Origin of the sequence: Streptomyces sp. NPDC086554, from assembly GCF_040686095.1 — a bacterium.
Classification (GTDB): domain Bacteria; phylum Actinomycetota; class Actinomycetes; order Streptomycetales; family Streptomycetaceae; genus Streptomyces.
Genome location: NZ_JBFBJK010000016.1, coordinates 174,973 through 200,696 on the forward strand (window position 1 = coordinate 174,973; position 25,724 = coordinate 200,696).

The following is a 25,724-nucleotide window of genomic DNA, read 5'->3' on the forward strand; positions in this document are numbered from 1 at the left end:
GGTGCGGGTGTGGCTGATGGTGCGGGCTGGGATGCGGCCCGTGCTGCGGGGTTGGGCGCGGCCCATGGCGCGGGTGCGGCAGCGGACCTTGTCGCGGGTGCGGATGTGGCTGATGGTGCGGGCCCGGATGCGGCCCATGGTGCGGGGTCGGATGCGGAGCATGTCGCGGGTGCGGGTGCGGGTGCGGGTGCGGGTGCGGATGTGGCTGATGGTGCGGGCTGGGATGCGGCCCGTGCTGCGGGGGCGGATGCGGCCCAGGCTGCGGGCCCGGATGCAGCCCATGCCGCCCGGCCGGGCGTGGTCGACGCTGCGGGGTCGGGCTCGGGCTCGGGTGGAGTGGAGGGCTGACCGGCGATGGGGGTATTTGTTTTTCTGCCGTTGGTGTTGCCCTTGAGTGCGTGGCCGATAGCGCGGCTTGCCGAGCAGCATCTGCATCCGCGCACCGCGACCCGGCTGCTCGGCGCCGTCGCCGGGGTGATGGCGGTCTGCAGCACGCTGTGCCTGGCCCTCCTGATGGTCGTGGGGACCGCCCAACTGCCGGGCAACCCGCTGCCGGACGGCTGGTCGGACCCCGAGGTGCGGGCGGCCGTGCCCTACGACGAGTTTGCGGGGAAGGCGGCGATTCCCGCGCTGATCGTCGTGTGCGTGGCCTGCTCGCGGGCGCTCCTGAGTCACTTCCGGGTCCGGCGGCGGAGCCTGCGCGCCCTGGAAGGGCTGCCGGACTCGCCGGTCGCCGTGCTGACCGACGACGTCCCGTACGCCTACGCCCTGCCAGGTGGACTCCGGGGCGGTCGGCGGGGCCGCATTGTGGTCAGCACGGGGCTTCTCGCCGGGCTCCAACCGCCCGAGCGGCGCGCCCTGTTCGCCCATGAACGGGCCCATCTCGCCGCCCGGCACCACCGTTTCCTGCTGGCCGCCCAACTGGCCGCGCGCGCCAACCCGTTCCTGCGCCCGCTGCGCACCTCCCTGACCTTCACGACCGAACGGTGGGCCGACGAGGACGCGGCCCGCGCCGTGCGGGACCGCACGGTCGTCGCGCGCGCCATCGGCAAGGCGGCGCTGGCGTCCGGGGCGGGATCCGGGGCGGGCGCGATTCCGGCGCCGACGCTGGCGGGGCTCGCCGCGCCGGGACCCGTGCCGCGCCGGGTCGCCGCACTCCTCGCGCCCGCGCCCACCACGCGGATCCGGCCCGCGATGTTCACGGGGGTCACCGGGTTCACCGGCGTGGGGCTCGCGCTGTCGTGCGCCGCCGCGGGGACCGTCGTATCCGCGATGTCATCGGCGAACTCCGCGGTCACGATGGTCCTGATCCTCCGGGCGGCCACCCCGCTGTGACCGGCCGGGCCCGCAGCGCCCGCTAGAGGTCGAACTCGTGCGGCGGCAGGTCGAGCGCGAAGCACGCCTCCCGCACGACGGCCTGCTCGGTCTTGTCGAAGTCGCCGTCGGCGCCGCCGATGACGATGCCGATCTGGATCACGGCACGGGCCTCGGCGGGCTTCTTCTTCGCCTTGGCCACCTCCTGCAACACACTTACCTTGCCGAACGCGAAGTCGGCCGTCAGCTTGGCGATGTTCTCGTCGAAGCGGCGCCGCAGATCGTCCGCGTCGAAGTTCTGCAGCACCTCGTTGGTGGCGATGAGCTGGGCCACGCGCTGCCGCTCGGACGGATCGATGGAACCGTCGGCGGCCGCCACCAGGGCGCACATCGCCATGCTGGAGTCACGGAAGGCGCCGCTCTTCAGGTCGTTCTTCTTCGCCATGAGCTGGGTCTGCATCGTCGATGCGGATTCCTTGACGCGGTCCCAGAGGGCCATGAGAACTCCATACGTTGTCTTACGTTGTTTACGTTGCCGAGGTCCCGGCCCGTTGTGTTGTCGGGGCCGGCGCCTCACTTACTTCTACAGCAATGTAGAAACTAACAGAGGTGCCGAGAAGTTCCGCCGAACCCCCCCAGGAGGCCGGACCATGACGCGGACAGCACAGGAACTGCTCGATGCCGTACGGGCGGAGCTCGCACCGGACCCGTCGGCCAACCCGCTCGTGCCGAGGCTCGCCGACGGCGACGCCGACCCCTCCGCGATCACCGCTCTCGCTCTGGAGCAGCGCTCCGTGATCCCCGCCGACCGCCGCTCCTTCGCGCATCTGGCCGCACGCTCGGCCGCCGCGGGCGCACCCGGGTGTGCGGACTTCTTCCGCGGTCTCACCGAAGGCGAGACGCTCGCCTTCGACCGGCTCGGCGCGCTCGTCACGGCCTGCGGCGTGGACAAGGCCGCCGCGGAGGAGTACGAGCCGCAGGCCGGCTGCCAGGCCTATCCGGCGTACGTCGCCTGGCTCGCCCTCAACGGCGAACCCGCCGACGTGGTCCTCGCCCTCACCGCCAACTTCGCCGCCTGGGGCGGCTATTGCGCCACCCTCGCCCGGGCCCTGCCCGCCCACTACGGCTTCAGCGACGAGGCCTGCGCGTTCTTCGCCTTCTTCGCCGAGCCCGCGCCCGACCTCGAACGGCAGGCGCTCGCGGCGGTGCAGGAGGGCCTCGACAGCGGCCCGGGCGTGACGGGCCAGGCCCTGCGCCACGGGAAGCTGCTCCAGCGCTACGAGGCGATGTTCTGGGAGACGCTCGCCGCCCCGGCCCGCGGCCGCTGACCCCTACTCCCCGCGCACCTGCGCGAGTTGGGCCACGAGCCCCCGGATCAGCGCGTCGAGCCCCGACGCGAACGCCTCATCGGCCCGCCCCGCCTTGCCGCCGCCGACGGCGCTCTCCACCGCGGCCGCGAGGACGGGGCTGGTCAGCGTCGCGACGAGGCGCTCCTGCGGCCAGCCGCCGCGGGCAAGGGCGGCGACGACCGCCTCGTACATGGTCAGGGTGGCCGGTGAACTGATGGTCGTCGTGGCGAGCAGGTCGATGGAGTTCGGATGGCGCGCGAACGCGTCGAGGTAGGAACGCGCCCAGGCCGCAAGGGCGTCGGGCCAGGGCGGCGTGTCGAAGGCGGAGACGTCCATCTCCTCGACGATCAGGCGGCGTACGCCCTCGATGACCTCGGCCGCCTCCCGCGCGATGAGTTCCGCGCTGAGCACCGGCATCTAAAGGCTTTAGTTTTACGCTTCTCCGGACCTGTGGCGTACGAGCGGCTGACGGCCGCTGACGCGAAGCGTGTGTGATGGGGGAGGTCAGGCGTGTGACGGAGGGGAACTGCGGCATGGCGAAGGCGGTGGCGACGAGGGTCTTCCTCGGGGCGGTCCGTACGGGGAGCGACCGTTACGGCGACACCACGGCGCTCGCCGTGCGCGACGGTCGTGTCGTCGCGCTCGGGAGTGAGGCCCGTGCGCTGGCCGAAGTGGCCGACGAGGTCGTCGAGTTGGGGGACGGGCTGCTGCTTCCCGCCTTCGGGGACGGCCACGCGCACCCGCTCTTCGGCGGCCTGGAGAGCTTCGGGCCGCAGATCAAGGGCCTGGCATCGGTCGACGCGATCGTCGCGGAGGTCGGCCGGTGGGCCGCCGAACACCCGCACGCGGAGTGGATCGTCGGCGCGTCCTACGACCCCGCGCTCGCCCCCGACGGGGAGTTCGACGCCCGCTGGCTGGACGCCGCCGTGTTCGAACGGCCCGTCGTGCTGCGCGCCGACGACTACCACACGGTGTGGTGCAACACGGAGGCGCTGCGCAGGGCCGGGGTGCGCGACACGACCCCGGACCCCCGCCTTGGCTGGATCGTCCGGCGGCCCGACGGCTCCCCGATGGGCACCCTGCGCGAGTGGCACGCCTGCGACCTGGTGCTCGACCAGGTGCCGTCACGTCACGCGGACGAACTGGTCGAAGCTCTGCGCCGAGCGGGCAGCGCGTACGCGAGCGCGGGCATCACCTGGGTCCAGGACGCCTGGGTCGAACCCGACATGGTGGACGCCTATCTCGCCGCGGCCCGGCGCGGCGCGCTCGGCTTCCGTGCCGACCTGGCCCAGCGCGCCGACCCCGACCGGTGGCGCGAGCAGCGCAAGGCGTTCGACGCGACGCGCGGGCGGGTCGCGGCCGAAGGCGGCCCGCTGCTGTCCGCGCGGACGGTCAAGTTCTTCAGCGACGGCGTCATCGAGGGCGGTACGGCCGCCATGCTCACCCCGTACCTGGACGCTCCGCACAGCTGCGGCATGCCCGTGTGGGAGCCGAAGCAACTCGCCGAAGCGGTGCGGGAGTTCGACGCCGACGGCTTCCAGACGCACATCCACGCCATCGGGGACGCGGGTGTACGGGCCGCGCTCGACGCGGTGGAATCCGCGATCCGGGCCAACCCCGCCTGGGACCGCAGGCCCGTGATCACCCACGTCCAGGTCGTCGACCCCGCCGATCTGCCGCGGTTCGCCGCGCTCGGCGTGATCGCCAACTTCGAACCCCTGTGGGCGCAGCCCGATCCGCTGCAGACCGAGCTCTCGCTGCCCCGGATCGGCGTCGAGCGCTCCGATCTGCAGTTCCCGATGGGGCAGTTGGCGCGCGACGGCGTGCGTCTGTCCTTCGGCAGCGACTGGCCCGTGAGTTCGCACGAGCCCCTGGAGGGCATCCAAGTCGCCGTCACCAGGCGGACGTTCGACGGGGAGCCGCGGGAAGGCTGGATCCCGCACCAGCGGCTGACCGTCGAGCAGGCGCTCGCGGCGGCCACCAGCGGCGTCGCCCACCAGGCGGGCGCCGACGACCGGCTCGCCCTGGAGCCCGGTGCGCCCGCGGACCTGGTCCTGCTCTCCGCGGACCCGCGCACCGTCGACCCGATGGCGATCCGGCACGTGCGGGTGCTCGGCACCTGGCTGGCGGGGACGGCCACCTACCGGGCGGGGACCGGGACGGTTACGTACCGGGCGGGGGAGGAGTGACGGGCAGGACGATGGCCGTGACGGCGATTCCGTCGCGTATCAGCCAGCGCCCGGAGAAGCCGGTGATCTCCGCGCCCGCGACCGTCGGCCCCGGCACGAGGAGCGCCGCGGTGAACGTGCCGTCAGGTGCGAGCTCCACCCGCGCGTCCTCGAAGCCGAGCCAGCGCCCGGTGAGCGGGAACCACGTCTTGTAGACGGACTCCTTGGCGCTGAACACGAGCCGGTCCCAGGGCACGTCCGGATGCCGCACACCGAGACCCGCAAGGGCCGCGCGCTCCGTCTCGTCGGTGACCAGCCTCAGCACATCGGGGTCGGCCAGCGGGGCGGCGGGCTCCGCGTCGATGCCGACCGATGTGACCTGTGCGGCGCGGGCCACCACGGCGGCGCGGTAGCCCGCGCAGTGCGTCATGCTGCCGACGATGCCGTCGGGCCAGCCGGGCGCACCCTTGGGTCCTGGCAGAATCGGCACGGGCGGTACCCCGAGCTCGGCGAGCGCGGCGCGGGCACACTGCCGGACCGTGGCGAACTCACGGCGCCGTTTCTCCACGGCCTTCGCCACGGCGTCCGCCTCCTCGGGGAAGAGGAACGGATCCGCGGGGTCCTCGCGGGTCTCCACGACGGTGACCGGCGCCGCCGCGAGCAGCGACTCCAACACGTCAGTACCGGACGGGACTTGGGGCACGCGATGCGTAGATGACGTCACAACGGATCACCGTACCGGGACACGGCTCGAACGGGGGAGCGGTTCCCCCGTGCGGTCGGCCACAGCATCCGCGGTCGGCCAGTGCGGGGCGAGCGCCTACCCTGGCACGATGCAGGACGAGTACCGCACAGTGGCCCGCGAGGCCGTGCACGAGACCGAGATCAACCACTCGCGCTTCCTGTGCGCCCTCGCGCCGGCGGCCGACGAGGCGGAGGCGCAGGCCTTCGTCGCGCGGATCCGCAAGGAGCACCCGTCGGCGACCCACAACTGCTTCGCGTACGTCATCGGGGCCGACGCCGGGGTGCAGAAGGCCAGCGACGACGGGGAGCCCGGCGGCACGGCCGGTGTGCCCATGCTGCAGATGCTGCTGCGCCGCGACATGCGCTACGTGGTGGCCGTCGTGACCCGCTACTACGGCGGGGTCAAGCTCGGCGCGGGCGGGCTGATCAGGGCCTATGGCGGAGCGGTGGGCGAGGCCCTGGACGCGGTCGGCACGCTGACCCGCAGACGCTTCCGGCTCGCCACCGTCACCGTCGATCACCAGCGCGCGGGCAAGATCCAGAACGATCTGCGGTCGGCGGGGCGCGACGTGCGCGATGTGCGCTACGGAGACGCGGTGGCCATCGAGATCGGGCTTCCCGAGTCCGACGTCGAGAACTTCCGGGCCTGGCTCGCGGACGCGACCGCGGGCAGCGCGTCGTTCGAGCTCGGGGGAGAGGCGTACGGGGACGCCTGAGGGGGCCGTGGAGGGCCCGGCTTCCCGGTCGCGCCCAGGCGTGAACATGCCCGAATAGGTAGAATTCGGGGCATGGGAGAGCGGTCCGTCACGCCGACTGCGCCCGAACTCGTCCTAGAGACCGACACCGGCTCCACGGTGATGAGTCCGAGCCGGGACTATCACGTGGGCCGTGACCCGCTGAGCGACATCGTCATCGACGACGCCCGCGTCTCGTGGCACCACGCGGTCCTGCACGCCGAGCACGACCACTGGACGATCGAGGACGAGCACAGCACGAACGGCACGTACGCCGACGGGCGGCGCATCCACGAGTGGGGCGTCGGACCCGGCAGCGTCATCCGCTTCGGCAACCTCGCCGACGGGCCCCGCGCGGTCCTCGTCGGCCGCGAGCCGCCCGCCCCCGCCGCGCCTGCCGCCCCCGAACGTCCCTCCGCCGTCCGTACGCCGTCGGCCACCGGCACCTTCCGGCAGCCGACCACCGTGCGCCCGCTGCCCGCCCGCACCGTCCGCATCGGCCGCGCCCGCGACAACGACCTGGTCATCGACGAACTGATCGTCTCGCGCCGGCACGCGGAACTGCGGGTCCTGCCGGACGGTACGTACGAGATCGTCGACCTCGGCAGCCACAACGGCACCTACCTCAACGGCCAGCCGGTCGCCCGCGCCCCGGTCGCCCAGGGCGACATCATCGGCGTGGGCCACAGCGCGTACTGCCTCATGGGCGACGAACTGCAGGAGTTCGTCGACACCGGCGAGGTGTCGCTCGACGTGCAGGAGCTGACGGTCGCCGTCGACCGGGGCCGCAAGACGCTCCTCGACAAGGTCTCGTTCCCCGTCGGCGAGAAGTGCCTGCTCGGCGTCGTCGGCCCCAGCGGCGCGGGGAAGTCGACCCTGCTCAACGCCCTCACCGGCCTGCGCCCCGCCGACGAAGGCACCGTCCTCTACGACGGACGTGACCTCTACCGCGACTACGCCGAGCTGCGCAGGCGCATCGGTCTCGTACCGCAGGACGACATCCTGCACTCCCAGCTCACCGTGCGCCGCGCCCTCGGCTACGCCGCCGAACTGCGCTTCCCGCAGGACACCGAGAAGGCGGAACGCCGGGCCAGGGTCGACGAGGTCATCGGCGAACTGGGCCTCGAGCAGCGCGTCGACCAGCCCATCCACAGCCTCTCCGGCGGACAGCGCAAGCGTGTGAGCGTCGCGCTCGAACTCCTCACCAAACCGTCGCTGCTCTTCCTCGACGAGCCGACGTCGGGACTCGACCCCGGCATGGACCGCTCGGTCATGCACATGCTGCGCGGCCTCGCCGACGACGGCCGTACCGTCATCGTCGTCACGCACAGCGTGCTCAGCCTCGATGTGTGCGACCGGCTCCTCGTGCTCGCTGCGGGCGGCCGGATCGCCTACTACGGGCCGCCCCGCGACTCGCTGCCGTTCTTCGGCTTCGAGGAGTGGCCGGAGGCGTTCGAGGCCTTCGAGGGGGACCGCGACCGGGACTGGGCCGGGGACTACCGGAGGTCGCCGTTCCACCAGCAGTACATCGTCAACTCCTCCGCGCAGCCGTATCAGGCCGCGCAGCCGTATCAGGCGCAGGCGGGGGGCGGTGCGTCCCCGGGCGTCGCCTTCGCGGCGCCGCCGAAGGCGCAGAGCTGGGGTTCTCAACTGCGCACGCTGGTGCGGCGCTACGCGGCCGCGCTAGGCGCCGACCGGACGTTCCTCGCGATCATGATCGCGCTGCCGTTCGTGATGGGCGCGATGGCCCGCGCGCTCGCCGGCGGCAAGCTGACCCAGGAAACGGCGATGAACGCGCTGCTGATCCTCTGCGTCGGCGGAGTCCTGACCGGCGCGGCCAACGCCGTGCGGGAACTGGTCAAGGAGCGCGTCATCTACCGGCGCGAACGGGCCGTCGGGCTCTCCAGATCGGCGTACCTGATGTCCAAGGTCGTCGTCCTCGGCACGATCACCGTGCTGCAGGCCGTCGTGCTGACCCTGGTCGCCCTGCTCGGCGTCGACCTCAACGCGCCCGGCGGCGAAGGCGTGTTGATGCCACCCCTTGTCGAGATCACCCTGGCCGTCGCCCTGTTGTCGTTCACGGCCATGATGCTCGGGCTCCTCGTCTCGGCGCTGGTGCGCAAGGAGGAGGTGACGATGCCGCTCCTCGTGCTCCTCGCCATCGTCCAAGTCGTGTTCTGCGGGGCCCTCCTGAAGCTGCACGGCGTGCCCGGGGTCGAGCAGCTGGCGTGGCTCGTGCCGTCGCGCTGGGCGCTCGGCGCGATGGCGGGCACGATCGGCCTGGCCAGAATCGTGCCGGGTGACCTCACTGCCGACCCGCTGTTCCGCCACTCCACGAGCATGTGGCTGATCAACATGGGGATGCTGGTGGTCCTCTCCGTCGTCTTCGGATACGTGGTCGCCAGGCTGCTGCGCCGGCACGAACCCGCCGTGATGCGGAAGTAGGAGGAGTACATCCGATGACCACCCCCGTGGACTTCCGCCCCACCCACGTCGTCCCCCAGGACGGTCTTTCTGCCTGGGAGACACCGGACGTGAACCGGCCCACGACCCCGCTCGACGCGCTGCTGCCCGTCCAGCTGGTCGACCGGCTCGGCGACTGGGGGCAGATCGTCTGCGCCAACGGCTGGTCGGCCTGGGTCGACGCAAGGCTCCTCGTCGCCGTCCCCCACGCCCCGCCCGCAGCCGGCCACACCCTGACCCGCACGGCGGACCCGCGTCCACTGCTCGCACGGGCCGAGGACGCGCTGGGCCGCTACCGGCGCGCGGCGGAGGAACTGGCGAGCGGCGGCAGCGACGGCGAGACATTCCGCCGCAGGACCCACGGACTGCGCGTGGGCATGGTCGTCGACGGCGAATCGGTCTGGCTGTACGACGCCGAGCACGAGCGCTGGGTGTACTGCGACGGCACACGCCTGAGCACGTTCGCCGCGGGGGGTGGACCGAGCGTCCATGGGGGTGCGGGGGAAGGCCCCGACGGCCCTGAGGGGGGCGGTGCGTGGGAAGGCCCGAGCGCCGACGGTGCTGCGGGGGGCGGACCGGGCGTCCACGGCGCCGCGGCGGAAGGCCCGCCCGCGAACGGGGCCGCAGTGGGCCCGGAGCCGACGCGGGTGGTGCCGGGGGTGGGTCCGGTGCGGGCGCCGCGCGGCGATGGCCCGCGTGGCGAGGCTGCGGGCGGCCCGACTGGGTATGGCGGAGGACCCGGCCCGGAGGCGACGCGGGTGGTTGGGGCGGTGTCGGGGGCTGGTCCGGTGCGGGCCGCGCGTGGCGATGGCCCGCGTGACGAGGTTCCGTCCGGCCGTGCCCCGTACGGCGGAGAACCCGGACCGGAGCCGAGGCGGGTCGGGGCGGTGTCGGAGGTGGGTCCGGCGGGTGCCCCGCGCGGCGAAGCTCCGGATGGCCCGACCCCGTATGGCGGAGGACCTGGCCCGGAGGCGACGCGGGTGGTCGGGTCCGCGCCAGAGGCGGGTCCGGTGCGTGCCCCGCGCGGCGACGGCCTGCGTGGCGAGGCTGCGGGCGGCCCGACTGCGTATGGCGGAGAACCTGGCCCGGAGGCGACGCGGGTGGTTGGGGCGGTGCCGGAGGCGGGTCCGGTGCGTGCCGCGCGTGGCGATGGCCCGCGTGACGAGGTTCCGTCCGGCCGTGCCCCGCGCGGTGAAGGCCCGTCCGGTGCCCCGCGTGGCGGAGAGCCCGGACCGGAGGCGACGCAAGTGGTCGAGGCCTTTGCGGACGTGGAGTCGGCGGACGGTCCGCGCGGTGATGGTCCGGACCGTCGTGTTCCATACGGGGAAGAACCCACCCGCATAGTCCCGCCCGTGACCGCCGATCCCGCACCGCCGCACCGGCCCGGTGACGCGTGATGGGAGGCGCACCGCGCGAGACGAGCCAGAGCGTGCACTCCGGGCGGCCGTCGGAGCTGATCGGCAAGCAGATCGCCGGCTACCGCATCGAGGGCGAGGTCGGCCGCGGCGGCATGGCCGTCGTCTACCGCGCCAAGGATCTGCGCCTTGACCGCACCGTTGCGCTGAAGCTGCTAGCGCCTGAACTCGCCCGCAACGACACCTTCCGGAAGCGCTTCACCCACGAGTCACGCGTGGCCGCGTCGATCGAGCACCCGCACATCGTGCCGGTCTTCGAGGCGGGTGAGACGGACGGGGTGCTTTACATCGCCATGCGGTACGTTCCCGGGCTCGACCTGCGTCACCTGCTGGACAGGTCGGGGCCGCTCCCCGCGGGGGCGGCCCTGCGCATCGCCGTGCAAGTTGCCTCCGCGCTCGACGCGGCCCACGACCACGGCCTGGTCCACCGTGACGTCAAACCCGGCAACATCCTCGTCGCCAAGGGGACGGACAGCGACCATCCGGAGCATGTCTATCTGACGGACTTCGGGCTGACGAAGAAGTCGCTCTCGCTGACCGGGTTCACGACCGTCGGCCAGTTCGTCGGGACCCTCGACTATGTCGCGCCGGAGCAGATTTCGGGGCGCCCGGTGGACGGCCGCTGCGACGTCTACAGCCTTGCCTGCGTCGTCCACGAGACCCTGGCCGGCGGCCCGCCCTTCCAGCGCGACGACGACATGGCTCTGCTGTGGGCCCACCAGTACGACCAGCCGCCCCGCCTGAGCGAGCTGCGGCCGGAACTGGCCGGGGGCCTTGACGGTGTTCTGGCGAAGGCGTTGGCCAAGAGTCCCGAAGATCGGTACGGGTCCTGTCTGGAGTTTGTTGCCGCCTTGCGTGCGGCGGCCGGCGGGGGCGCCGGGCATTCGCCGACACGGGTTGACGTCCCTGTCGAGAAGGCCGCCCCGGCGGACCCGGGGGTGCCGCCGGAGCCGCCCCGTTGGGCGCGGCCGGTCTTTCGGCGGCTGTCGGGCTGAGGGTTTCGCGGGGGATTGCTGTGTGCATCTGCGGGTGCGTTGTGGCTGGTCGCGCCCACGCGGCGGAGCCGCATATCGACACAGCCCCGCGCCCCTTCGGGGCGCCCACCGTCGGGGCGCGCCTTCGTCAGCCGTCCTTCGGGTTCGCCTCCACCTCGCCATGCCGGTGCACCCGCCGTGCCAGCAAGCCCCCGATGAAGCCCGTGACCAGGCCCCAGGCCAAGGCGAGGCCCAATGCAGTCCACAGCTTGGGGTCCAGCAGGACCACGCCGGACAGGCCGCCGCCGAGGTCTCCGATGCCCAGGAGCGAGAGGCCGTAGTGCGCCGAGACGCGGGCCAGCAGGCAGACGGTGAGCACCGTCAACATCAGTGCCACCGCCATGTGTACGGCGTGCTGCCAGGCCCGCATCCGCGCGGGCGAGCGCGCCGCCATCAGGAACGCGACCCCCAGCACCAGGACCGCGGCGACGGCGAGCAGCCACCACACCCGGCCGTCGTGCTCGGCGAGTGTGCTCAGATTGAGCGTGGAGTTCTCCGGCGTACGCAGGACGTCGTCGAGCACCTTCGGCATGGGCAGACCGAACGGGCCCTCCACGCGGCCTTCCCAGGACGCGCCGAGCCCGATCGTGAAGGCGAGCCAGACGAGATTGGGCAGCCCGAGCAGCAGCACCGCGAGCGTCTCGGCGGCATGCCCCTGTGTCGCAGCCACGACCAGGCCGATGACCAGGCCCAGGGCGACATAGGAAAGCAGCAGCACCACCATGGCGAAGGCCGCGGGCCGCACCGACTCCTGGAAGCGCAGCAGACGTGCGGGGAGCGGCGCCCCGCGCGAGACCAGCAGGGCCACGGCGAGGACACCCGAAAGCCACAGAAGACCGAAGACGAGGGTGAGGGGTGCCTCCGTCTCGAAGCCGACCTTGGGCGAGGCGTCGAGCAGTTCGCCGATGTCGGAGACCTGTCCTTCGGGGAGCGAGACGGCGAACTCGTGGCTGGCCGTGAGGCCAAGGCCGATCAGGAGCAGCACCCACAGGGCCGCGATCCGCGCGGCCCAGCCGGCCAGCTCGCCCGTGCCGGCGACCGCCCGGTGCCGCAGCGGCCTGAGGAATCCGGCGGCGATCACCAGGGCCCCGGCGAGGCCGACCGAGAGGGGGAGCACGGAGAGGTCCGCGTTCGTCTCGGCGATCGCACCGGCGTCCCCGGACAGCTTGACCGAGCCGCCCACCGCCATGACGACCACGGCGGCGACGACGCTCGGGAACGCGCCGTCGGGCAGATCGGCGGCGCCCGCCGCCCACAGGCCGAGCGTGGCGACGACGACCATGACCAGCAGCGCGGCCAGCACGGCCACAAGGGCGTGCGGCCATCCGTGGGGGGCCCGCCTGGGCGGTTTCCGGTCGCTCACGTTGTCACGCTAAGGAGCGCTTCGTCCGCTCGCCCCTCGGGAGGGCCGACCGCGTCAGCTTGCGGGCCGCCAGGAACCGGAGCACACAATAGGCGCGTAACGGGCAAATGGGTGTGAGTAGGTGTGCACTCTCTGTAGGCCCCGCAGATCCCCTACGCAGGGAAGACATCGTGAGCGTCGAACCGCCGTCGTCCGGCCGCCCCACCGGGCCCCCGTCCGGCCCGCTCTCGGGCCCCTCGCAGCCGGGCGCCACCCAGCCCGACGCGACCACGCCGTCGGCCGGTCGACCGACGGGTCCGCCCGGCGGTCCGCCCGGCGGCGGGAGCCAGGGGGGTGGATCGGGCGGTGGTTCGGGCGGTCCCTCCGGCCCCGGTAGGCCGGAGGGGGGAGCCACCGGTCCGGGCGAGGGTCCCGGAGAGAAGTCCGAGCGCCCCTGGTGGAAGTCGGCGCCGCGCGTGGCGGTGCTCGCAGCCGCCGTCGTGGCCGCCGTGGTCCTGACCGTCGTCCTCACGCGCCCCGACGACACATCGGACACCGCGGGTGAAGTACTCCTCCAGCCTGCGGCCAAGTCAGGTCCTGACCCCTTCACCGAGTCGACCGCCCGCGACGACGGCACGCCGCCGTCCCCGACCGCGCTGCCGAGCTCGACGGCGTCCGCCAACGTGACGCGCGGCGTCGACGGATCGGCACCCGGTCTCTACGGAGGCACGCGCAAGGTCAGCAGCTGCGACGTGGAGAAGCAGGTCTCCGCACTCCAGAAGGACGCGGCGAAGAACAAGGCGTTCGCCTCGGTCCTCGACATCGATCCGCCCGCCGTGCCCGCCTACCTGCGCTCGCTCACCCCCGTACAGCTGCGCGTCGACACCCGCGTCACCAACCACGGCTACCGCGACGGCGCCCCGACCGCCTACCAGGCCGTCCTGCAGGCCGGCACCGCCGTGCTCGTCGACGACCGCGGCGTACCGCGGGTGCGCTGCGCCTGCGGCAATCCGCTGACACCGCCGGTCGCCCAGAAGGGCACCCCGAAGCAGACGGGCGACAAGTGGCCCGGCTACCGGTCGTCGAACGTCGTGGTCGTGGCGCCCGCCGTCCAGGTGGTGAACGTCTTCATCATGTTCGACCCGCACAGCGGCGACTGGTTCGAGCGTGACAAGGGCGACACGGGCGCCGGGGACAAGAAGACGACGCCGCCCGCGACCGAGCCGACGCCGACCGCTTCCGTGTCCCTGTCGCCGTCCGCGTCCGAGAGTCCCAAGCCCTGCGTCTCGGCGCCCGCCGACGGCACCGGGTCGCCCGCGCCCGACGGTTCGGCAAGTCCGTGCCCGTCGACGTCCGCCCCCTCGTCACCGCCGGTCACCCCGCCCACGTCCGAAGCGCCGCAGACTCCCCCGTCGGAACCCGTGCAGCCGCCCCCGTCCGACACCCCGCAACCGGAGTCGGCACCGGTGACGGATGGAGGTTCGTGATCGGGCGGGTGCACTGAGGCGCTAGCGTGGTGGGTGCTGTCGGCGAGGCCCGTGCTGTGTCGGTGCTGGCTCCGGCGGCGTAGGAGGGGAAACCATGCGGGCCGGAGCGGCGTCTTGAGAGTTCTGCACACGTCCGACTGGCATCTGGGCCGGGCGTTCCACCGGGTGAACATGCTCGGGGCCCAGGCCGACTTCATCGGCCACCTCGTCGCCACGGTCCGTGAGCGCGACGTGGACGTCGTCGTCGTGTCCGGGGATGTGTACGACAGGGCGGTGCCGCCGCTCGCCGCCGTCGAGCTGTTCGACGACGCGCTGCACCGGCTCGCCGACCTCGGCGCGGCGACCGTGATGATCTCCGGGAACCACGACTCGGCGCGCCGCCTCGGCGTCGGCGCCGGTCTCATCGGCCGCGCGGGCATCCATCTGCGGACCGCGCCCGCCGCCTGCGGTGAACCGGTGGTCCTGGCCGACGACCACGGTGACGTGGCGTTCTACGGCCTGCCCTACCTCGAACCGGCCCTGGTCAAGGACGAGTTCGGGGTGGCGCGCGCCGGGCACGAGGCGGTCATCGGTGCCGCCATGGACCGGGTGCGGGCAGACCTGGCCACCCGTGCTCGGGGCACTCGTTCCGTCGTCCTCGCCCATGCCTTCGTCACCGGCGGCGAGGCAAGCGACAGCGAGCGGGACATCACCGTCGGCGGGGTCGCCGCCGTGCCGTCCGGCGTCTTCGACGGCGTCGACTATGTGGCGCTCGGCCATCTGCACGGCAGCCAGGCGATCAGCGAGCGGGTGCGCTACTCGGGCTCCCCGCTGCCGTACTCCTTCTCGGAGTCCGCCCACCGCAAGACCATGTGGCTCATCGACCTGGGCGCGGCGGGGGAGATCCACGCGGAGCGGATCGACTGTCCGGTGCCGCGGCCGCTCGCCCGTGTCCGGGGGCGGCTCGACGAGCTGCTCGCCGACCCGGACCTCGCCCGCCACGAGGAGTCCTGGCTCGAGGCGACGCTCACCGACCCGGTACGCCCCGACGACCCCATGGCCCGCCTCTGCGAGCGCTTCCCGCACACGCTCAGTCTCGTCTTCGACCCGGAACGGTCCCCCGAGGACCCGGACGTCTCGTACGCACAACGCCTCAAGGGCCGCAGCGATCAGGAGATCGCGGAGGACTTCGTGACCCATGTGCGCGGCGCCGGACCCGATGTGCGCGAACGGGCGGTCCTGGAGGCGGCGTTCGACACCGTGCGCACCGAGGACACGCTGCGGGAGGTCGCCCGATGAGGCTGCACCGGCTCCGGATCACCGCGTTCGGCCCCTTCGGCACCACCCAGGACATCGACTTCGACGAGCTCTCCGCCGCCGGGCTCTTCCTGTTGCATGGCCCGACCGGCGCCGGGAAGACCTCCGTCCTGGACGCCGTCTGTTACGGCCTGTACGGCTCGGTACCGGGACCCCGGCAGGGCGGCGGCCAGGGCGTGACCCTGCGCAGCGACCACGCGCAGGCCGGCGCGCGGACCGAGGTGTGCCTCGAACTCACCGTGGCCGGGCGCCGGTTGGAGGTCACCCGGCAGCCGCCCTGGGAGCGCCCGAAGAAGCGCGGCACCGGTACCACCATGGAGAAGGCGCAGAGCCGGCTGCGCGAGTACGCGGCCGCGGACGCCGGGCACGAGGGCGGCTGGAAGGACCTCAGCCGCTCCCATCAGGAGATCGGCGAGGAGATCAGCCAGCTCCTCGGCATGAGCAAGGAGCAGTTCTGCCAGGTCGTGCTGTTGCCCCAGGGCGACTTCGCGCGCTTCCTGCGGGCCGACGCCGAGGCCCGCGGCAAACTGCTCGGGCGGCTCTTCGACACCCGCAGGTTCGCCGCGGTCGAGCAGCGCCTTGCCGAGCAGCGGCGCGAGGCCGAGGGCGCGGTGCGCGAGGGCGACGCGGAGCTGCTCGCCGACGCGCACCGGATGCAGCAGGCGGCGGGGAGCGACGCCGCCGAGCTGCCGTTGCCCGAGCTTTCGCCCGGAGACCCGGGGCTCGCCGATTCCGTCCTCGCGTGGGCCGCCGTCGCCCGCACGAGCGCACGTGAACGGCGCGCGATCGCCCGGTGCGCGCTCACGGCCGCCGAGTCCGGGCAGGCCGCCGCGGCGCGCCGCTTCGACGACGTACGCGAACTCGACCGGCTGCAAGGGCGGTTCGCCCAGGCCCAGGAGCGGTCCGGGCGGCTTCAGGAACACGCGGAGGACCACCGGCGGAACAAGGACCGCATGGAGCGGTCGCGCAAGGCCGAGACGGTCGCCCCGGCGCTCGGCCTGCGCCGGGCCACCGAGGAGGAGCACCGGTGCGCCACCGCCGAGGAGGCCCGCGCGCGGGGACAGCTGCCCGCCACCTTCGCGGACGCCGGAGCCGCTGGACTCGCCGCCGCCGCACGCAAGGCGGCCGAAGAGCTCGGCAGCCTCGAATCGGCCCGGCGCGCCGAGCGCCGCATCGCCGAACTCGGCACGGAGCGTGTCGCGTTGGAGCGCGAGGAACGCGCCGACGACGAACTGCTGCGGGAAGCGGCGGGCTGGCTCGACGGCTGGGACGCTACCCGCGCCGGACTCCAGGGACGTATCGAGTCCGCCCAGGAAGCGGCCACGCGCGCGGAGCATCTCGCGGGCCAACTGGGGCCCGCCCAGGGCAGGTTGGAGGCTGCGCGCCGCCGCGACCGGCTCGCGGGGGAGGCGGCCCGCGCGCACGAGAGCGCCCTCGCCGCACGGGAGCGCGCCACCGCCGCGCACGAACAGTGGCTCACCCTCAAGGAGCAGCGGCTCAACGGCATCGCAGCCGAGCTGGCCGCAGGGCTCACCGACGGCACGCCGTGCGCGGTGTGCGGATCGGCCGAACACCCGGCGCCCGCACCGAAGTCCGACGGTCATGTCGACCGCGCCACCGAGGAGGCCGCCCTCGCCGCCTACCGCCAGGCGGACGAGCTGAGCACCCGGGCCGAGCGGCACCTCGGCGAGATCCGGGAGTCCCTTGCCGCCGAGGGTGCGGCGGCATCGGGTGCGGCGACCGGGCCGGACGGCTCGCGGGCTCTGCCCGAGTCGCTGAGCACCCAGGTCGAGTGGCAGCACGGCGAGATTCGGGAGGACCTGGCCGCCGAGGGTGCCGCCGCATCGGGTGCGGCGAGCGCGCCGGACGGTTCGCGGGCCCTTCCCGAGTCGCTGAGCATCCAGGCCGAGCGGCACCTCGGCGAGATCCGGGGATCCCTTGCCGCCGAGGGTGCCGCCGCATCGGGTGCGGCGACCGCGCCGGACGGTTCGCGGGCTCTGTCTGAGGCCCCGCAGGGCCCGTCCGTCGAGGAAATCGCCGCATTTGTCGAGCAGTTGCGGGGTGAACACGCCGAGGTGCGCGACCGTGCCTCCGGTCTTCGTGCCGCCCGTGAGGCCCTCGACAAGGCCGAGCGCGAGCACGACCGCAGGGTCGCCGCGCGGCACGAGGCCGCGCTCAGGGCCTCATCCCGCGCCACGCGACGCGAGGCGCTCGACCGTGAACAGGAAGCCCTGGAGGCCGAGTTGACCCGCGCGCGGGGCGCCAGCGGCAGTGTCGCCGCCCGTGCCGCGCAGCTGGAGCGGCAGACGGCGCTCCTGACCGAGGCCTCCGAGGCGGCCCGCACCGCCGACGACACCGCCCAGCGGCTCAAGGACGCCGACGCGCGACTCGCCGACGCCGCCTTCCGCGCAGGGTTCGACACGCCGGGGGACGCCGCCGAAGCACTCCTGGACGACGCGCAGCACCGCGCGCTGCAGCACCGCATCGACGCATGGCAGAACGAGGAGGCGGCGGTACGTTCCCTGCTCGCCGAACCGGACGCGGCTGCCGCCGCACAGCAGCCGCCCGCCGATCTGCGGGCCGCCCAGGACGCGGCCGAACGGGCCGACGCGCGGGCCCGCGCCGCCGCGTCGGCGCTCGACGCGGCGGACCGGCGCTGCGCCGAACTCGACCGGCTCTCCGGCAGGTCGGCCGCGGGCGCCCGCAGGCTCGCCCCTCTGCGCGCCGCGTACGACCGCGTGGCGCGGCTCGCCGGACTCGCCGCGGGCACATCGGCGGAGAACGAACGCAAGATGCGTCTGGAGTCGTACGTCCTCGCCGCCCGCCTTGAACAGGTCGCCGCAGCCGCGACCGCACGGTTGCAGCGCATGTCGTCGGGCCGCTACACCCTGGTCCACTCCGACGACCGCACCGGCCGCGGCCGCTCCGGCCTGGGACTGCACGTCGTCGACGCGTGGACGGGCCGCGAGCGCGACACGTCGACGCTGTCGGGCGGCGAGACGTTCTTCGCCTCGCTCGCGCTCGCGCTCGGCCTCGCCGACGTCGTCACCGACGAGGCCGGCGGCGTACGCCTCGACACGCTCTTCATCGACGAGGGCTTCGGCAGCCTCGACGACCAGACCCTGGACGAGGTCCTCGACGTACTGGACTCGCTGCGCGAGCGGGACCGCAGCGTCGGCATCGTCAGCCACGTCGCGGACCTGCGGCGCCGGGTGCACGCCCAGCTGGAGGTCGAGAAGGGGCGCGCGGGATCGGTCGTGCGCCAGCGGGGCGGGGCCTGAGGCGGTCGCCGCCTCAGCGGCCCAGAGGGCGCCTCGGCAGCGGCGACGAATAGACGACGCTCGTCGTCACCGACCCCAGCGCGCCGATCCGCCCCGCGACCTCCTCCAGGTGGTTCATCGAGCGCGCCGCGACCTTGATCACGAAGCAGTCGTCGCCCGTGACGTGGTGCGCCTCCAGGATCTCCGGGGTCACCTCCACCAGGTCGTGGAACGGCTTGTAGTTGCCGTTGGGATAGCGCAGGCGGACGAACGCGAGGATCGGCAGGCCGAGCCGCTCGGGGTCCACCACGGCCGCGTACCCCTGGATCACGCCCGCCTCCTCGAGCCGGCGGACCCGTTCGGTGACGGCGCTCGGGGACATGGCAACGGCCCGGGCCAGCTCGGCATAGCTGGCACGGCCCTCGCGCTGGAGGACGTCGAGGATGCGCCAGTCGGTGGCGTCCGTGGAATAACCGGTCATGAGGGAGAGGTAACAGGGGATTTCCCGGCCGATCAAGGGGTTGACCGGGGATCGGCTTTCTGCGTGGGGCGGTTCCGGGGCCGCCGGGTGCGGCTCTCGCCCGGCTTCCGCGACGTACGCGCACCGGATCGGGCATTGACCGGCGGTGTGCGGAAAGTGCCGGGGAATCCCCGGCCGATCATCCTCTGCACCGAGGATCGGCCCTTCAGAGGCGGCCGTCACGCCCGTAGATTTCTGGCCATGAGCACAACGACGCAGACCCCGAGCCCCGCCGCCACCGCCGCCCCCAACCCCGTTCTCCGCGTGTCGCCCGCATCGCCGGCCGCGGCTGCCGCGTACTTCGGTGCGAGTCTCGCCTTCCACGCCGATGTGTCCGATGTCGCCGCGGCACTCGCGGCCGACGGCGACCCGGGCTTTGTCGTGATCGACTCCCGGTCGACCGCGAGCTGGGACCAGGGCCATGTCCCCGGCGCGATCCACCTGCCCACCGCGCTCATCCCGCAGCAGGCCGAGCAGCTCCTCGACAAGTCCGTCCCGGTCGTCACCTACTGCTGGGGCCCCGGCTGCAACGGCGCGACCCGTGCCGCCCTCGCCCTCGCCGAACTCGGCTTCCAGGTCAAGGAGATGCTGGGCGGCTTCGAGTACTGGGTGCGCGAGGGCTTCGAGTTCGAGACGTGGGAGGGCAGTGAGCGGCGTGCCCCGGACCCGCTCACCGCGCCCGAGGACGCGGAGGACTGCGGCTGCTGAGCCGCGCCGCTCCCGGGCGCCGCAAACTCCCGTGCGCCCGGGCCCCGTACCGCGCATGATGATCTGTCATGCCCCTTCTCCCGCACCCCACCCCCGAAGAGCTGCGGCGCGATCCGCTGCCCCTGCGCGGGCGCACCGCCCTGGTCACGGGAGCCAGCAGGCGCGGCGGCATCGGCTATGCCGTGGCCCGGCGTCTTGCCGCGTACGGAGCGAACCTCTATCTGCATCACCACGTGCCGCACGACGCCGCGATGCCGTGGGGCGCCGACCGTCCCGCGGACGTCGCCGCCGGAGTGCGGGCCGTGCTCGGCGACCCGCGGGCGCGGGTCCACGACGGGCCCGGCGACCTCGCGGACCCCGCCGCACCGGGTGAACTGATCGCCACGGCCGCCGACGCGCTCGGCGGGCGGATCGACATCCTCGTCGCCAACCACGCCGTCAGCGGCGACGACGGCACCCTCGACGGCATCGACGCCGCCATGCTCGACACCCACTGGGCGGTGGACACCCGCTCGGTGATCCTGCTCGTGCAGGCGTACGCCCGGCTGCGGGCCGCGCTGCCGCCCCGCACGCCCGGCGGCCGCGTCGTGATGATGACCTCCGGGCAGGACATCGCGGGCGGCATGCCCGACGAGATCGCGTACAGCCTGCAGAAGGGCGCGCTCGCCTCCGCGACGCGTTCCCTGGCGACGACGCTCGCCGACCTCGCGGTCACGGTGAACACCGTCAACCCGGGCCCGGTGGACACGGATTACCGCGTCGGGGAGGACTACGACGCGATCGCCGCACGATTCCCCGCCGGGCGGTGGGGCGTGCCCGATGATCCGGCCCGGCTCATCGCGTGGCTGGCCACGGATGAAGCCGCGTGGATCACCGGGCAGGTGATCGGCTCCGAGGGCGGGTTCCGCCGCTGAGGGTGGAGCCGATCAGAGCGCCGACAACTCGTCCACCAGGTCGTCCAATCCCAGCGACCCCTGCGACAGTGCGGCCATGTGCCACGCCTTCGCGTCGAACGCGTCGCCGAGCCGCCGCTGCGCGTTCTCGCGGCCGAGCAGCCAGGCACGCTCGCCCAGCTTGTAACCGATGGCCTGGCCGGGGATGGAGAGATAGCGGGTCATCTCGCTGGCCACGTAGTCCGTGGGGCGGCTGCAGTGCGCGTCGTAGAACTCCTGCGCGAGGTCCGGTGTCCAGCGCTCGCCGGGGCGGAAGGGCGAGTCCGCCGGGATCTCCAGCTCCAGGTGCATGCCGATGTCGACGATGACCCGCAGTGCGCGCATCATCTGCGCGTCCAGATAGCCGAGCCTGCGCTCCGGGTCGGTGAGGAACCCGAGCTCGTCCATGAGCCGCTCCGCGTACAGCGCCCAGCCCTCCGCGTTGGCGCTGACGATGCCGAGCGTGGCCTGGTAGCGGGAGAGGTTCTCGGCGACGTGCGCCCACTGGGCCAGCTGGAGGTGATGGCCGGGCACGCCCTCGTGGTACCAGGTGGAGACCAGGTCGTACACGGGGAAGCGGGTCTCGCCCATCGTCGGCAGCCAGGTCCGCCCCGGCCGCGAGAAGTCCTCGGAAGGGCCCGTGTAGTAGGGAGCGGCCGCGCCGCCGGGCGGCGCGATGTGGGACTCCACCTTCCGTACCCGCTCGGCGAGTTCGAAGTGCGTGCCGTCCAGCGCCTCGATCGCCTCGTCCATCAGCTCCTGGAGCCAGACCCGTACCTCGTCCACGCCCTCGATGTGCGCGCCGTGCTCGTCGAGATGGGCGAGGACCACCCACGGCGTGGCCGCGCCGGGCAGGATCTTCTCGCCCTCGGCCCGCATCTCGGCAAGGAGCCGGTGGAACTCGGACCAGCCGTACGCGTACGCCTCGTCGAGGTCGAGGTCGGCCCCGTTGAAGTGCTGCGACCAGCGGGCGTAGCGCTCGCGGCCCACCGTGTCGGGGGCGCCCTCGATCGCGGGCGCGTAGACGTCCCGCATCCAGTCGCGCAGGGCGACGACGGCCTCGGTTGCGGCGCGCGCGGCGGCGTCGAGCTCGGCGCGCAGCGCCGGGGGACCGTCCGCGGCGAACTCCTCGAACCAGCCGCGGTCGTCGCCGCCGGACGTGGCCCACTCGCCGAGCTGTCCGATGAAGGTGGCGGTGGGGCGCGGCGCGGCGAACAGCTTGCGTTCCAGGCCGAGTTCGAGTGATGCGCGATATCCGGCGTACGCGGCGGGCACCGCCCGCAGGCGTTCGGCGATCGTCGCCCAGTCCTCTTCCGTCTCGGCGGGCGTCACGGCGAAGATCTCCCGTACGGCGTGCGGGAAGGTGTGCAGATTGCCGACCGCGCGCAGCCCCTCGTCCGCGTCGTGCATGGCGAGTTCGGCGGTCAGCCGCTCGCGCAGCAGCCGTGCGCAGCGTCGTTCGGCGTCGCTGTCGGCGCCGGGCGCGCGCTCGGCCTCGTCGAGCCGGGCGAGGGTCGTGCGGGCCAGCTCGGCGAGGGCCTCCTGGCCGGCGGGCGAGGCGTCGGGGAGCCTGCTGTGGCTGGCTTTGACGCCGAGGTAGGTGCCCTCGATCGGGTTGAGGACGATGAGCTCGTCGACGTACGCGTCGGCGATCTCGCGCGGCAGCGGGTTCTGGACCGGGAGCTTCGTGTCTGACATGCGGACATACTCGTACGACGGACCGGCCCGCGTCATCAAGATTCGCTGCGGGCTTCCCCCGGCTCGGCGGCTTCGGACCGGGGCGGCAGGAGCGGCCCGCACTCCCACTGCTGGAAGATCAACCGCGTCTCCACGCGGGCCACTTCGCGCCGTGAGGTGAACTCGTCCAGGACGAGCCGCTGCAGATCGGCGGCATCGGACACCGCCACGTGCACGAGATAGTCGTCGGGGCCCGTGAGGTGGAAGACGGAGCGGGACTCCGGCAGCGCCCTGACCCGCTCCACGAACGGGGCGACCAGTTCACGCCGGTGCGGCCGGACCTGCACGGAGAGCAGCGCCTCCAGGCCGCGGCCGAGTTTCGCCGGATCGAGCCGCAGCTGATGCCCGAGGATCACACCGGAGCGCCGCAGCCGGGAGACCCGGTCGAGGCAGGTCGACGGCGCGACGCCGACCTGTACCGCGAGATCGCGGTAGGTGGTCCGGGCATCGTTCTGCAGCAGCCGCAATATGCGGAGATCCACCGCGTCCAGTACGACATTTTCAGCCACTCGCCGAACGTAGCACGGGATTCAACGACCGGTCATCGGCCTTTGTTCAGCATCATCGGCATGGACACGAACACGGAACCCCGTACCGGATCCGGCCACCGCGCCCCGACGGCGGCACGCGCCCTGGCCACCGAGGCGGTGCACGCCGGACGCGACGACCTCGCGGGACTCGGCCTGCACGCCGCACCGATCGACCTGTCCACCACCTACCCCTCGTACGACACCCGGGGTGAGGCCGCGCGGATCGACGCGTTCGCCGCCGACGGCGCCCTGGACGACGGTCCGCCCGTATACGCCCGTCTGGCGAATCCGACCGTGGCCCGGTTCGAGACCGCGCTCGCCCGGCTCGAAGGCACCGAGAGCGCGGTCGCCTTCGCGAGCGGCATGGCGGCGCTGACCGCCGTCCTGCTGGTCCGTGGTGCCGCGGGCCTGCGGCACGTCGTCGCGGTCCGCCCTTTGTACGGGTGCAGCGATCACCTGCTTACGGCGGGCCTGCTCGGCTCCGAGGTGACGTGGGTCGACCCGGCCGGGATCGCCGACGCCATCCGGCCTGATACGGGCCTGGTGATGGTCGAGTCGCCCGCCAACCCGACGCTCGCCGAACTCGATCTGGAGGCGGTGGCCCACGCCTGCGGGACCGTGCCGTTGCTCGCCGACAACACCTTCGCGACGCCCGTGCTGCAGCGTCCGGTGGAGAGCGGGGCGCGGCTCGTGCTGCACAGCGCCACCAAGTACCTGGGCGGTCACGGCGACGTCCTGGGCGGTGTGGTGGCGTGCGACGGGGAGTTCGCGCGGCAGCTGCGCCAGGTGCGGTTCGCCACCGGCGGGGTGCTGCATCCGCTCGCCGGCTATCTGCTCCTTCGCGGCCTTGCCACGCTGCCGGTCCGGGTGCGGGCCGCTTCCGCGAACGCGGCGGAGCTCGCGCGCAGGCTGGCCGCCGACCCGAGGGTGGAGCGCGTGCACTACCCGCGGATCGGCGGCGCCATGGTCGCCTTCGAGGTGCGCGGCGACCCGCACGCGGTGACCGCCGGGGTGCGTCTGATCACCCCGGCGGTCAGTCTCGGCAGCGTCGACACGCTCATCCAGCATCCGGCGTCCATCAGCCACCGCGTCGTGGACCCGGCGGACCGCCGCTCGTCCGGCGTCAGCGACAGCCTGCTGCGCCTGTCGGCGGGGCTTGAGGACGTCGAGGACCTCTGGCAGGACCTCGACCAGGCGCTCGGCCCGGTCCCCGCTACTCCGCCCGCTGGGGCTCGAAGCTCGCGTCGTACGGCAGCCGCGAGATGACCGGCGTCGCGTCGAGCCGGGCCGTGATGACCAGCGTGCCCTCCTCGATCTGGTAGTCGAGCGGGAGGCCGAGACCGCGCATCGCGGCGACCATGCCGGTGTTGGACGCCTGCGTCACCGCGTACACGCTCTCGCAGCTCGCCTCGACCGCCAGACCCACCAGGCGGCCGAGGAGCTCGGTGCCGATGCCGCGGCGCTGCCACTCGTCCTCGACGAGCAGCGCGATCTCCGTCTCGTCGCCGTCCCAGAGGAGATGCCCGATGCCCACGATGCGGCCGGACGCGGTCTGCACCGCCAGGGTGCGGCCGAAGCGCGGGCTGAGCAGGTGGTTGAGGTAGCGGTCGGCGTCGCGCACCGGGCCGTGGTAGCGCATGCTCAGGGTGCGCCGCGAGCAGCGGTCGTGCATGGCCTTGGCGGCCTCGACGTCGGCGGTGTCGGCCCGGCGCACGGTGATGGAGTTGCCCTCGGCGAGGGTCAGCACGTCCTGGCTGCGCGGGATGCGCGGGCCGAGCCGGGTGTCCAGCTCCACCAGGGCACGGGCGCGGGCGAACTCGGTGGGCGTGAACGGCAGATACGGCCGCTCCACCGTGATCACCTCGCCCTCCGGTGCCCGCAGCCGCAGCACGGTCCCTTCCAGGACGCCCTCGACGGGTGCGCCGTCGGCGGTGGCATCCGCAGCGGCCGTGTCCTGAGACGTGGCGGGCAGTGAGCGGATGGTGCACCGGCCCAGCAACTGGCGCAGCGCGAGCGGCAGTTCGGCCGCGTCGAGGGCGGTACGGGTGGCGAGGCCCAGGATGCGGGTGGGGGCGTCCACCAGGTCGTGGGCGTCCGCCCGCTCGATCCAGGTGCCCGAGCCGCCGGCGTGCGAGACCCCCCGGGTGATCTCGGCCGCGGAGAGCTCCTCGGGCGCGCGCAGCAGGAACTCGTCCACGGTGCCTTCGGCCAGCGGGTGCGCCTGCAGGCTGAGGATGTCGACCCGGCCGTGTGCCAGGGCCGTGCACAGGGCGGCCAGCGAGCCCGGCTCGTCGCGCACCGTGGTGCGCATCCGCCACAGGGTGGTCGCTCCGGTGGAGTGTTCCGTGTGGTGCCCGGCCGGCCGGGCACCGGTATCGTCCGCCGTCGGAGGTGCGTGGTTGTGGCGCCGTGCCCACCATGTGTGGAACCCGGCCGTGGCGATCAGCACCACGGCCGAGATCACCAGCAGGGCGGCGCCGTCGGGGCCGTGCCCGATCAGGTTCGCCACCGCGTCGGCCACGGCCACGGCCGTGAAGAGGGCGGCCAACTCGACCAGGTCCCGCCGCCAGTGGTGGACGGGGCGGCCATGCTTCGTTCGCGTCACATCAGACATGTCAGCACTCATACCGTCACTGTGAAGGAAGGGTGTTGCGTGATCACGAACGCTTTGTGACTGATGGGTTAAGACGC

At 73.1% G+C, this 25,724-nt stretch carries 20 protein-coding genes and 1 pseudogene; 13 read left to right on the plus strand and 8 right to left on the minus strand.

Annotation, left to right across the window (positions count from 1 at the left end):
* The first annotated feature begins 354 nt into the window (after window positions 1-354).
* Window positions 355-1,335 (plus strand): M56 family metallopeptidase, encoded by a 981-nt coding sequence (locus tag AB0O76_RS26135; protein WP_365495887.1) that lies wholly within the window; start codon window positions 355-357, stop codon window positions 1,333-1,335.
* Between the two features lie 22 nt (window positions 1,336-1,357).
* On the opposite strand, the gene AB0O76_RS26140 is transcribed toward AB0O76_RS26135, so the two are convergent.
* Window positions 1,358-1,813 (minus strand): TerB family tellurite resistance protein, encoded by a 456-nt coding sequence (locus AB0O76_RS26140; protein ID WP_365495889.1) that lies wholly within the window; start codon window positions 1,811-1,813, stop codon window positions 1,358-1,360.
* 151 nt (window positions 1,814-1,964) lie between these two features.
* On the opposite strand from AB0O76_RS26140, the gene AB0O76_RS26145 reads away from it, so the two are divergent.
* Window positions 1,965-2,642, plus strand: coding sequence for a transcriptional regulator (locus tag AB0O76_RS26145; RefSeq protein WP_365495891.1), 678 nt, complete (start codon window positions 1,965-1,967; stop codon window positions 2,640-2,642).
* A gap of 3 nt (window positions 2,643-2,645) precedes the next feature.
* On the opposite strand, the gene AB0O76_RS26150 is transcribed toward AB0O76_RS26145, so the two are convergent.
* Window positions 2,646-3,080 carry a TetR/AcrR family transcriptional regulator C-terminal domain-containing protein gene (locus AB0O76_RS26150; RefSeq protein ID WP_365495893.1) on the minus strand — a complete coding sequence of 145 codons (435 nt, stop codon included), beginning with the start codon at window positions 3,078-3,080 and terminating at the stop codon, window positions 2,646-2,648.
* A gap of 95 nt (window positions 3,081-3,175) precedes the next feature.
* On the opposite strand from AB0O76_RS26150, the gene AB0O76_RS26155 reads away from it, so the two are divergent.
* Window positions 3,176-4,852 (plus strand): amidohydrolase, encoded by a 1,677-nt coding sequence (locus AB0O76_RS26155; protein ID WP_365495895.1) that lies wholly within the window; start codon window positions 3,176-3,178, stop codon window positions 4,850-4,852.
* On the opposite strand, the gene AB0O76_RS26160 is transcribed toward AB0O76_RS26155, so the two are convergent.
* On the minus strand, window positions 4,827-5,507 hold the full coding sequence (locus tag AB0O76_RS26160; RefSeq protein WP_365495897.1) for a 4'-phosphopantetheinyl transferase superfamily protein: 681 nt from the start codon (window positions 5,505-5,507) through the stop codon (window positions 4,827-4,829). The genes AB0O76_RS26155 and AB0O76_RS26160 overlap by 26 nt on opposite strands.
* Before the next feature lie 157 nt (window positions 5,508-5,664).
* Here AB0O76_RS26160 and AB0O76_RS26165 point away from each other — a divergent pair, with 157 nt between their 5' ends.
* From AB0O76_RS26165 to AB0O76_RS26180, 4 genes and pseudogenes are all read left to right on the plus strand, one after another.
* Entirely contained in the window at window positions 5,665-6,291 is a 627-nt protein-coding gene (locus AB0O76_RS26165; protein WP_365495899.1) for a YigZ family protein, read from the plus strand.
* A gap of 72 nt (window positions 6,292-6,363) precedes the next feature.
* On the plus strand, window positions 6,364-8,754 hold the full coding sequence (locus AB0O76_RS26170; protein ID WP_365495901.1) for an FHA domain-containing protein: 2,391 nt from the start codon (window positions 6,364-6,366) through the stop codon (window positions 8,752-8,754).
* A 14-nt stretch (window positions 8,755-8,768) separates the two neighbouring features.
* Window positions 8,769-9,245: pseudogene (locus AB0O76_RS26175) on the plus strand (hypothetical protein); the annotation flags it as partial.
* Window positions 9,246-10,168: 923 nt separating this feature from the next.
* Window positions 10,169-11,182: a serine/threonine-protein kinase gene (locus AB0O76_RS26180; protein WP_365495903.1), complete on the plus strand. Its 1,014-nt coding sequence runs from the start codon at window positions 10,169-10,171 to the stop codon at window positions 11,180-11,182.
* Window positions 11,183-11,309: 127 nt separating this feature from the next.
* Here AB0O76_RS26180 and AB0O76_RS26185 read toward each other — a convergent pair whose 3' ends face one another.
* The gene (locus tag AB0O76_RS26185) at window positions 11,310-12,503 is read right to left on the minus strand and encodes a streptophobe family protein (RefSeq protein ID WP_365495981.1); all 1,194 of its coding nucleotides are present in this window, start codon (window positions 12,501-12,503) and stop codon (window positions 11,310-11,312) included.
* Between the two features lie 251 nt (window positions 12,504-12,754).
* Here AB0O76_RS26185 and AB0O76_RS26190 point away from each other — a divergent pair, with 251 nt between their 5' ends.
* The 3 genes from AB0O76_RS26190 to AB0O76_RS26200 all read left to right on the plus strand — a co-directional run bounded on the left by AB0O76_RS26190 (window position 12,755) and on the right by AB0O76_RS26200 (window position 18,627).
* Complete coding sequence (locus tag AB0O76_RS26190) at window positions 12,755-14,050, plus strand: DUF6777 domain-containing protein (protein ID WP_365495905.1); 1,296 nt, start codon at window positions 12,755-12,757, stop codon at window positions 14,048-14,050.
* A gap of 114 nt (window positions 14,051-14,164) precedes the next feature.
* Window positions 14,165-15,328 carry an exonuclease SbcCD subunit D gene (locus tag AB0O76_RS26195; protein ID WP_365495907.1) on the plus strand — a complete coding sequence of 388 codons (1,164 nt, stop codon included), beginning with the start codon at window positions 14,165-14,167 and terminating at the stop codon, window positions 15,326-15,328.
* Complete coding sequence (locus AB0O76_RS26200; RefSeq protein ID WP_365495909.1) at window positions 15,325-18,627, plus strand: SMC family ATPase; 3,303 nt, start codon at window positions 15,325-15,327, stop codon at window positions 18,625-18,627. The genes AB0O76_RS26195 and AB0O76_RS26200 overlap by 4 nt, the downstream gene beginning before the upstream one ends.
* A 13-nt stretch (window positions 18,628-18,640) precedes the next feature.
* Here the strand turns inward: AB0O76_RS26200 and AB0O76_RS26205 are convergent, their stop codons facing one another.
* The gene (locus AB0O76_RS26205) at window positions 18,641-19,087 is read right to left on the minus strand and encodes an Lrp/AsnC family transcriptional regulator (RefSeq protein WP_135333921.1); all 447 of its coding nucleotides are present in this window, start codon (window positions 19,085-19,087) and stop codon (window positions 18,641-18,643) included.
* A 240-nt stretch (window positions 19,088-19,327) separates the two neighbouring features.
* Here AB0O76_RS26205 and AB0O76_RS26210 point away from each other — a divergent pair, with 240 nt between their 5' ends.
* Window positions 19,328-19,834 carry a rhodanese-like domain-containing protein gene (locus AB0O76_RS26210; protein ID WP_365495911.1) on the plus strand — a complete coding sequence of 169 codons (507 nt, stop codon included), beginning with the start codon at window positions 19,328-19,330 and terminating at the stop codon, window positions 19,832-19,834.
* A 68-nt stretch (window positions 19,835-19,902) separates the two neighbouring features.
* Entirely contained in the window at window positions 19,903-20,748 is an 846-nt protein-coding gene (locus AB0O76_RS26215) for an SDR family oxidoreductase (protein WP_365495913.1), read from the plus strand.
* Between the two features lie 12 nt (window positions 20,749-20,760).
* Here the strand turns inward: AB0O76_RS26215 and AB0O76_RS26220 are convergent, their stop codons facing one another.
* Window positions 20,761-22,464 carry a DUF885 domain-containing protein gene (locus tag AB0O76_RS26220; protein ID WP_365495915.1) on the minus strand — a complete coding sequence of 568 codons (1,704 nt, stop codon included), beginning with the start codon at window positions 22,462-22,464 and terminating at the stop codon, window positions 20,761-20,763.
* A gap of 35 nt (window positions 22,465-22,499) precedes the next feature.
* Window positions 22,500-23,012 (minus strand): Lrp/AsnC family transcriptional regulator, encoded by a 513-nt coding sequence (locus AB0O76_RS26225; RefSeq protein ID WP_365495917.1) that lies wholly within the window; start codon window positions 23,010-23,012, stop codon window positions 22,500-22,502.
* 60 nt (window positions 23,013-23,072) lie between these two features.
* On the opposite strand from AB0O76_RS26225, the gene AB0O76_RS26230 reads away from it, so the two are divergent.
* Complete coding sequence (locus AB0O76_RS26230; protein ID WP_365495919.1) at window positions 23,073-24,299, plus strand: PLP-dependent transferase; 1,227 nt, start codon at window positions 23,073-23,075, stop codon at window positions 24,297-24,299.
* On the opposite strand, the gene AB0O76_RS26235 is transcribed toward AB0O76_RS26230, so the two are convergent.
* Window positions 24,247-25,647, minus strand: a complete 1,401-nt coding sequence (locus AB0O76_RS26235; RefSeq protein ID WP_365495983.1) for a GNAT family N-acetyltransferase — start codon at window positions 25,645-25,647, stop codon at window positions 24,247-24,249. The genes AB0O76_RS26230 and AB0O76_RS26235 overlap by 53 nt on opposite strands.
* Window positions 25,648-25,724 lie beyond the last annotated feature (77 nt).

Excerpts from the sequence above, each read along its gene's own strand:
- AB0O76_RS26135 (WP_365495887.1), top strand. The coding sequence starts at position 355 with ATGGGGGTATTTGTTTTTCTGCCGTTGGTGTTGCCCTTGAGTGCGTGG.
- AB0O76_RS26140 (WP_365495889.1), bottom strand. The coding sequence starts at position 1,813 with ATGGCCCTCTGGGACCGCGTCAAGGAATCCGCATCGACGATGCAGACC.
- AB0O76_RS26145 (WP_365495891.1), top strand. The coding sequence starts at position 1,965 with ATGACGCGGACAGCACAGGAACTGCTCGATGCCGTACGGGCGGAGCTC.
- AB0O76_RS26150 (WP_365495893.1), bottom strand. The coding sequence starts at position 3,080 with ATGCCGGTGCTCAGCGCGGAACTCATCGCGCGGGAGGCGGCCGAGGTC.
- AB0O76_RS26165 (WP_365495899.1), top strand. The coding sequence starts at position 5,665 with ATGCAGGACGAGTACCGCACAGTGGCCCGCGAGGCCGTGCACGAGACC.
- AB0O76_RS26170 (WP_365495901.1), top strand. The coding sequence starts at position 6,364 with ATGGGAGAGCGGTCCGTCACGCCGACTGCGCCCGAACTCGTCCTAGAG.
- AB0O76_RS26180 (WP_365495903.1), top strand. The coding sequence starts at position 10,169 with ATGGGAGGCGCACCGCGCGAGACGAGCCAGAGCGTGCACTCCGGGCGG.
- AB0O76_RS26185 (WP_365495981.1), bottom strand. The coding sequence starts at position 12,503 with ATGGTCGTCGTCGCCACGCTCGGCCTGTGGGCGGCGGGCGCCGCCGAT.
- AB0O76_RS26200 (WP_365495909.1), top strand. The coding sequence starts at position 15,325 with ATGAGGCTGCACCGGCTCCGGATCACCGCGTTCGGCCCCTTCGGCACC.
- AB0O76_RS26205 (WP_135333921.1), bottom strand. The coding sequence starts at position 19,087 with ATGACCGGTTATTCCACGGACGCCACCGACTGGCGCATCCTCGACGTC.
- AB0O76_RS26210 (WP_365495911.1), top strand. The coding sequence starts at position 19,328 with ATGAGCACAACGACGCAGACCCCGAGCCCCGCCGCCACCGCCGCCCCC.
- AB0O76_RS26215 (WP_365495913.1), top strand. The coding sequence starts at position 19,903 with ATGCCCCTTCTCCCGCACCCCACCCCCGAAGAGCTGCGGCGCGATCCG.
- AB0O76_RS26220 (WP_365495915.1), bottom strand. The coding sequence starts at position 22,464 with ATGTCAGACACGAAGCTCCCGGTCCAGAACCCGCTGCCGCGCGAGATC.
- AB0O76_RS26230 (WP_365495919.1), top strand. The coding sequence starts at position 23,073 with ATGGACACGAACACGGAACCCCGTACCGGATCCGGCCACCGCGCCCCG.
- AB0O76_RS26235 (WP_365495983.1), bottom strand. The coding sequence starts at position 25,647 with ATGTCTGATGTGACGCGAACGAAGCATGGCCGCCCCGTCCACCACTGG.